This window comes from Gemmatimonadota bacterium, assembly GCA_016209965.1.
Taxonomy (GTDB): domain Bacteria; phylum Gemmatimonadota; class Gemmatimonadetes; order Longimicrobiales; family RSA9; genus JACQVE01.
The window spans coordinates 1-7,035 of sequence record JACQVE010000250.1; the positions used below are offsets into that span (position 1 = coordinate 1).

Consider the following 7,035-nt stretch of genomic DNA (forward strand, 5'->3'; position numbering starts at 1 on the left):
GCCCACCAGTTCGCGCTTCTTGCTGTCGTTGCTGATCACCGGCTGGCCCCGCTCCAGGAAGTCCTGCTTGACGGTGGCGAGGTAGCGGAACTGCCGGTCCCGGTCGGGATGGCGGGTTTCGGCGATGCTCTTGCGATTCACTCGCAGGGAGTACCGCTGAGCGCACATCACGTTCGCCACCGTATTGGGAGAGGCTTCGATCCCTCGACCCTTCAGCTCGTCACTCAGTGTGCCGGGGTTCTTGCGTGACCACTTTACGCCCGTCATGGGATCGCCGGCAGTCTCATCAGCCAGCAGCTCCTCCAGTGTCTCTACGATGGCGGTTTTTTTTTACCGAGGGCCGGCCGGCTCCAGGAGCGCGCACCCGATCGATATCGATGTCGCCTGCGACCAGCTGTCGGCGGCCTCGGGCCACCGTCTTCACGTTGAGCCCGGTGATCTCGGCGACCATCTGATCGCCACCCCTGCCGAGCTTCAGAGACTCGAAGCCCGCGTACAGACGGCGCTGTCTCTCGTTGAGCGTGGCCAGGAACTGATGCAGCGTTTCATCCAGCCCCGGAACCTCACTCGGCGGGCGCGTGGCGGCCCGGGCCTCCGGCCTTTCAAGGATCCCAAGACGTCGACGTTCCACCGGCCGACCTCGGTCAGCGTGTAGTACCTTCCGGCGTGGGAATAGCTGGCGCGGTAGTCCAGCTGTCGCAGCCTTCGGAAGACCGTCATCTTGGCGCCCGTTCCGAGGACCTCCATCATGTCCGGCAAGACCAGCACATGATGTCCATGGAAGGCATCGCGCAGTCGATTCGTCTCGACTTGCCTCGTTGCGCCCGCGCCGGCCGAGGGCTGCAGCGCCTTCGTCAGGTCCATCGCCGGGTTAGGTCGCAAAGCTGCGCGTCACGCGGGTTGCGCCCGGTCGCCTTGAAAAACGTATAGCAGAAGGTTCCACTATCTGAGGTCGCAATACTCCGCAGGTGCTCGAGACCAGCATCCCACTGCGCCCGCGTCATGAGCCCCTCGCTCAACGCTCGCGCCTCGACACCCTCGACCATGGGCACAATCGTCTTCGCTACAAAACGATCCATCCGGTCTGGATGACTCGCATCCGCGTAGATCATGCGTGGTGACACCGCTACGTCCTCGAACCCCGCCGCGTGCAACAACGGATACAGTCGACGACCAACTAGGGAATCACCACCGAGCGCCGCCTGCACCTGGATTAAACACTCCCACGCCCGCTGCGCGGCGGGATGTCGTGGACTGAAGTAACAGGAACCGTGATCGCCTTCCACCACGGTGATGGTCCCAGCCGGCGTTAGCGCCCCCTTCGCGGCCACCAGCGCGCGCAACGGATCAGTCATGTGTTCCAAAACGTACGAGATAAAGAGGTGCTCAAAGGTGGCCGGGCGGAACGGAAGCGCAAACAGATCTGCCGCAAGAAGCTGGACATTCCTGAGGCGCTTCCGGTGAACACGCGCCGCAGCCTGACGAACTGAATCCTGCACAACGTCGAATGAGATGAAGTGGCTCTCGGGACTCCGGTGCGCGACGGTCTCGGTCTGGGCGCCAACGCCGCACCCCACCTCGAGAACCCGAGCGCCGGCCGGGTAGACCGTGTCATGATGGATCAGCTCGCGGACCGAGGCTGCCTGGTCCCCTAAGCGTTGAGCCTCTCGCGCAGAATAGCCATGCACATACGAGTCTGCCGATCGAGCAGTCATGACGGACTCATGATGCCAGCTGAGAACATTGCCCTTGCGACCCAACGTCAGGTGTTTCAGCCGCGAGGGCGCGGCGCTTCGCCCGGCAAGTCAGGGGGCCTCCCCAAGCACCTCGAGTTCACGGATGACCGCATCCTGAACCACCCAGTCCCGGTGGAACGTGTCGCGATCAGTTCTTGCCAACAGCTCGGAGAGCCGGTCGATCGCGCTCAGCATGTGACCAAGGAAGACCGCGTCAGGCGGCGGCATCGAAGATGACGGAGGCGCTGGCCAGGATGGGCTCCCGCAGGTACGGGCTCAGCCCCGGCTCGGTGACGACGTCGACCGGGCGCCCGAAGAAGCCCTCGAGCTCATCCTCGAGACGGAGTAACTCGAAGAATCCCTTCGGCGAACCGAAATCCACCAGCAGATCGATGTCCGACTCCGCACCCTCCTCACCGCGCGATGCCGAACCGAAGATGCGGAGGCGCCTTACGTCATGGCGCCGACAGATGTCGGCGAGTTGCTTCCCATCGAATTGGACCATGCCCCAACCTCTCTCCAACGGCTTGCAGCGTCAAGTACTTGTGCTCCAGCGGCCGCCCCCGTCGCTGCCCTTATCACTCAGAGGTTAACGATCTGCATCTTCGGATCGATGCACGTGCTCGCTCGGTCCCCAAGGCCGTTACGGACCACTTGGGCGGGGTGGCGCATGAATTTGTCGAGGTCGAGGAGGAGGACGAGAAGGGCCGCTCCGGGTCAAACGCGAAGTGGGCGAGGCAGCGCCGCAGTACGGGAAGCGTATCCCAGCAATTGGCGTTGATTTCCGTCAACGGCCAGGGCTGGATGGGTCAGGATGAAAGGTGGAAACCAGTTCCGGTAGCGCCGTCGGCCCGGCGGCCGGTGCGCGGATGAGCAGCATGGGCTGGCGACTCCGCTCCACCAGCTTGGCCACTACGCTGCCAGCCCAAACGGCGGCCACGCCGGCCCGGCCGTGGGTCGCCAGCGCGACCAGGTCCACCTGCCGGCCGGCGGCGACGTCCAGGAGCCCCTGAGCGGGGTCGCCCCGGCCGACTACCGCCTGGACAGGCAGCCCCCCAGCTCGCAGCCGCGCGCTGACTTCCTGCAGATACTTGGCGGCTGCCGCCGCCTCCTCATCCAGCAGGGCGGCCGCCGCGCTGGGCATCAGCCGGGCAGCCACTGCCTCCTCCCCGGGTATGGTGCCCACCGTGGGCACCACGCGCACGAGCAGGAGCTCGGCACCCAGGGCGCTGGTCAGTCGCGCGCTCGCCGGCAACGCAGCCTCCGCCGCCCGGCTGCCGTCCAATGGTGCCAGGATGCGCCCGCAGTTGTACGGCTGCTCCCGAGGCTGGCGCGCTGCGGGAACCAGGAGGACGGGAATGCTGCCTCGACACAGGACCTGCTGCGCTACCCGGCCGAACAGGAGCCCCCGCACCCCCCGGGTGCCATGCGAGCACAGCACGATCAGGTCCGAGCCCAGCTCGGCGGCGCAGGCGGCAATGCTGCCTCCCAGGTCGGCGTCGCCGGTACGGAGCAGTGCCCTGGCCGACACACCTTCGGCTAGCAGCCGGCGCAACACCGTCTCCAGGTAGCCTTCCGCCTCCGCCCGCTGAGTGAGGTGCGGCTGGCCGTGAACCGTGCCCCGGCTGTGGCGCTCGAGCACGTGCAGCAGGTCGACGCGCGCGCCCAGCCGGCGGGCCAGCGTCGCGGCCACGGGCAGCGCCGACTCGGCCAGGGCAGAGCCGTCCAGGGGGAGCAGCAAGGCGCGGAACATGGGCTCACCCTCCCGTGAACACGCCATAGAGCAGGAACAGGTTGAGGCCGATGACGACCGCGGTCGCCGCCGCGGCCGCGGCCGTGGTGACACGCCGGTTCACCAGCCCCTGCATGAGCTCCCGGCTGCTGGTGAAGCGGACCAGCGGGACCAGCACGAAGGGAAGCCCGAAGCTCAGCACCACCTGGCTGATCACCAGCGTGCGCGTGGGATCGAGGCCCAGGCCAATCACCACCAGCGCCGGGACCATGGTCACCAGTCGGCGCACCCAGATCGGGATCCGCCGGCGCAGAAATCCCTGCATGATCACCTGCCCGGCCATGGTTCCCACCGTGGAGGAGGAGAGGCCCGCGGCCAGGAGAGAGATGGCGAACACCGTGCTCGAGAGCCGACCCAGCAGCGGCGCCAGCGTGCGATGCGCCTCTTCAATGCTGGCGATGTGGGTCAGGGCGTGCTCGTAGAAGGTCGAGGCGGCCATGATCAGCATGGCGGCATTCACCAGCCCCGCCAGACCCATGGCCAGCACAACGTCCGCGACCTCGAAGTGGAAGAGGCGCCGAGCCTGGAACGCCGTCCGCGGCACGATGCGGCGTTGCGTCAGCGCCGAATGCAGCAGCACCGCGTGGGGCATCACCGTGGCGCCCAGTATGCCCGTGGCCAGGAGCACGCTCTCGGCGCCGGAGAAGCGCGGAACCACGGCGCCGTACGCCACTGCGCCCCAGTCGGGCCGGTCCAGCACCGTCTCGATCAGGTAGCACACGGCAATCACGCCCACCAGTGCCGTGATCACCGCCTCTACCGGTCGAAACCCGTAGCGCTCGAGCGCCAGGATGAGCAGGGTGACAATGCCGGTGATTAGTGCGGCCCAGAAGAGCGGGATATGCAGCAGCAGATTGAACCCCAGTGCCGCGCCCAGGAACTCGGCCAGGTCCGTGGCCATGGCCACCAGCTCGCCAATCACCCAAAGTCCCCGGGTCACCGGCCGGGGGAACCGCTCCCGGCACACCTCGGCCAGGTTGAGCCCCGTGGCAATGCCCAGCTTGGCCGATAGCGCCTGGACCAGCATGGCGATCAGGTTGCTGGCCACCACCACCCAGAGGAGCAGGAATCCGAACTGCGCCCCGGCCTGGATGTTGGTGGCAAAGTTGCCGGGGTCCATGTAGGCCACGCTGGCCACGAAGGCCGGCCCCAGAAAGGGCAGCAGCCGGCCGGGGGTGAGCCTGCCCGCCCGCCCCTCCAGCACCGAGACCAGGGGCAGCGCTGGCGGCCCGCCGCTTTCCGCTGCGCCTGCTGCACCCCCCACGGCCGAGGCCACAGGCTCCCCCACCCGATGTCGAAGAAATTGCAGGAGCATTCCCTTACCCGGATCCAACCGGGGGGCCCCGTCCGCCCGTGGCGCATGCGGGCCGCCCAAGCCAAACCCCCGTTTCAACGCTCTGGCGCAAGGCGCGGCCGGGTGTCGCGAGGGGCGTGCCCGTCGGGGCGCCAGCCGCAGCGCTGGGCCGCGGCATAAACACGCCAACGCCAAACCACGCGGATCGGAGGCGCGGGACGGGCCCGCAGAAAGGCAGGCCAGCGGGAAAAACTGACCCAACAGCGGGACAAACTACCCCGGCCTACGCTCCCAGCCCCGGCCGCCTTACCAAATCCCCGGACGGCAACTGCTTCAACCCGAACCAGATGCGGGCGCAGCCCCGAGCCTCGCCCACATGGCATGCTATTTGTCACCTGCTTATGAGGTTTCTCCCTTAGGGATTGCGGACCTGCTCGGCCTGCAGCGGGCCGATCAGCACCAGGCAGCTTGAATGGCGGGGACGGCCACAAGAAGCTGGCACCGGCGCGGCAGCGCGGGTGTGGCTGGCGGACGCTGATCGAGGATTGTCCCATGGGCTTGCGGATTGTGAAGCCAGGCCGTGGTGTCGCGGCAGCGCTGCGGATCCTGCTGTTGACCGGCGTGCCGCTCCTGGGGGCGGCGGTCCGGCCGGCACGGTTGTGGGCCGGCCCGGCGCCCGGTGCAAGGCAGGTACAGCCCGCCGCGGCCGGCGACGTGCTTACGGGGAAGGCGCTCTTCCTGGGTGCGAAGCGCTTGAGCAACGGCGCGCCGTCGTGTCGCGCCTGTCACAGCGTCAGCGGTGTGGGTGCCCTGGGCGGCGGCGCCCTGGGGCCGGACCTGACCAGGGCCTACGAAAAGTTCGGTGAGGGGGGGCTCGCCGCAATCCTGGCCGGTATGCCATTCCCGACCATGCGCCCCATCTTCGGCGAGCGTCCCCTCACGGAGCAGGAGCAGGCCCACCTGGTGGCCTTTCTGCGCCAGACGGCGGCGGAGCGCCCCGCGCCGGTGGTGGTCCGGCTCACCGGGCTGGTGCTGGGCGGGGCCGTGATTCTGCTGGGACTCGTGCAAGTTCCCTGGCGCGGGCGCCTGCGCGGCGTACGGAAGCCGCTCCTCAAGGCGAGGTGAGCGAGATGGGCTGGATCCAGGATCTGGTGAAGCCGCAGGCGCGGCGCTGGGAGGAATTCTACCGTAACCGCTGGCAGCACGACAACGTGGTGCGCAGCACGCACGGCGTGAACTGCACGGGCGGCTGCTCGTGGGCCGTCTACGTGAAGGACGGGATCATCACCTGGGAGATGCAGCAGACCGATTATCCCCTGCTCGAGCCGGGTCTCCCGCCCTACGAGCCGCGTGGCTGCCAGCGCGGCCTCTCCGCCTCCTGGTACGTCTCCAGCCCCATCCGCGTGAAGTATCCCTACGCGCGGGGCGCGCTGCTGGACTTGTGGCGGGCGGCCAGGGCCGAGCATGGGGATCCGGTGCAGGCCTGGGGCTCTATCGTCGAGGACGAAGCGAAGCGTGCTCGCTTCCAGAGAGCCCGCGGCAAGGGCGGCTTCCGCCGCTCCAACTGGGATGAGGTGCTGGAGATCGTCGCTGCCGCCTGCCTCTACACGGCTAAGCGGTGGGGTCCGGACCGCATCTTCGGCTTCTCGCCCATCCCGGCCATGTCCTACCTGTCCTACGCCGCCGGCTCGCGTTTCCTCCAGCTCTTGGGCGGCGTCAACATGAGCTTCTACGACTGGTACGCCGACCTGCCCAACGCCTTTCCGGAGGTCTGGGGCGACCAGACGGACGTCTGCGAGAGCGCCGACTGGTTCAACTCGAAGTACATCGTGGCCATGGGCGCCAACCTGAACATGACCCGGACGCCCGACGTGCACTTCATCTCGGAGGCGCGGCACGAGGGGGCCAAGTTCGTGGTGCTGGCCCCGGACTTCAGCCAGGTGGCCAAGTACGCGGACTGGTGGATCCCCGTGCGGGCAGGCCAGGACACGGCGCTCTGGCTGGCCGTGGACCACGTGATCCTGAAAGAGTTCCACGCCGACCGCCAGGTGCCCTACTTCGTGGACTACCTCAAGCGCTACACCGACGGCCCGTTCCTCGTGGTGCTCGAGAAGGACGGGGACGGCTACCGCCCCGGGCGGCTGCTGCGCGCCAACCGCGTCGAGCGCTACCGCGAGGTCGAGAACGGCGACTGGAAGCTGCTGGTCTACGAC

9 protein-coding genes are annotated in these 7,035 nt (G+C 67.7%); 2 read left to right on the forward strand and 7 right to left on the reverse strand.

Going from position 1 to position 7,035, the window contains the following annotated elements; genetic code table 11:
• The 7 genes from HY703_09930 to HY703_09960 form a co-directional block, all read right to left on the reverse strand.
• Positions 1–267, reverse strand: a 267-nt coding sequence (locus tag HY703_09930; protein MBI4545503.1) for an ISAzo13 family transposase, incomplete at its 3' end; no start/stop codon positions are given.
• Between the two features lie 19 nt (positions 268–286).
• Entirely contained in the window at positions 287–631 is a 345-nt protein-coding gene (locus tag HY703_09935; protein ID MBI4545504.1) for a hypothetical protein, read from the reverse strand.
• Positions 632–854: 223 nt separating this feature from the next.
• On the reverse strand, positions 855–1,715 hold the full coding sequence (locus HY703_09940) for a methyltransferase domain-containing protein (protein MBI4545505.1): 861 nt from the start codon (positions 1,713–1,715) through the stop codon (positions 855–857).
• 90 nt (positions 1,716–1,805) lie between these two features.
• Positions 1,806–1,931: a DUF86 domain-containing protein gene (locus HY703_09945; protein ID MBI4545506.1), complete on the reverse strand. Its 126-nt coding sequence runs from the start codon at positions 1,929–1,931 to the stop codon at positions 1,806–1,808.
• A gap of 19 nt (positions 1,932–1,950) precedes the next feature.
• On the reverse strand, positions 1,951–2,241 hold the full coding sequence (locus HY703_09950; GenBank protein ID MBI4545507.1) for a nucleotidyltransferase family protein: 291 nt from the start codon (positions 2,239–2,241) through the stop codon (positions 1,951–1,953).
• Positions 2,242–2,523: 282 nt separating this feature from the next.
• A complete protein-coding gene (locus tag HY703_09955; protein ID MBI4545508.1) occupies positions 2,524–3,489 on the reverse strand; it encodes a universal stress protein in 966 nt (321 codons plus the stop codon).
• Between the two features lie 4 nt (positions 3,490–3,493).
• Positions 3,494–4,843: an Nramp family divalent metal transporter gene (locus HY703_09960; protein MBI4545509.1), complete on the reverse strand. Its 1,350-nt coding sequence runs from the start codon at positions 4,841–4,843 to the stop codon at positions 3,494–3,496.
• A gap of 531 nt (positions 4,844–5,374) precedes the next feature.
• On the opposite strand from HY703_09960, the gene HY703_09965 reads away from it, so the two are divergent.
• Both HY703_09965 and HY703_09970 read left to right on the forward strand, forming a co-directional pair.
• Positions 5,375–5,947 carry a c-type cytochrome gene (locus HY703_09965; protein ID MBI4545510.1) on the forward strand — a complete coding sequence of 191 codons (573 nt, stop codon included), beginning with the start codon at positions 5,375–5,377 and terminating at the stop codon, positions 5,945–5,947.
• Between the two features lie 5 nt (positions 5,948–5,952).
• The coding region (locus HY703_09970) for a nitrate reductase subunit alpha (GenBank protein ID MBI4545511.1) at positions 5,953–7,035 on the forward strand (1,083 nt) is incomplete at its 3' end.

Bases quoted from the DNA above. Each gene is read 5' to 3' on its own strand.
- HY703_09940 (MBI4545505.1), bottom strand. From the start codon at position 1,715: ATGACTGCTCGATCGGCAGACTCGTATGTGCATGGCTATTCTGCGCGA.
- HY703_09945 (MBI4545506.1), bottom strand. From the start codon at position 1,931: ATGCTGAGCGCGATCGACCGGCTCTCCGAGCTGTTGGCAAGAACTGAT.
- HY703_09950 (MBI4545507.1), bottom strand. From the start codon at position 2,241: ATGGTCCAATTCGATGGGAAGCAACTCGCCGACATCTGTCGGCGCCAT.
- HY703_09955 (MBI4545508.1), bottom strand. From the start codon at position 3,489: ATGTTCCGCGCCTTGCTGCTCCCCCTGGACGGCTCTGCCCTGGCCGAG.
- HY703_09960 (MBI4545509.1), bottom strand. From the start codon at position 4,843: ATGCTCCTGCAATTTCTTCGACATCGGGTGGGGGAGCCTGTGGCCTCG.
- HY703_09965 (MBI4545510.1), top strand. From the start codon at position 5,375: ATGGGCTTGCGGATTGTGAAGCCAGGCCGTGGTGTCGCGGCAGCGCTG.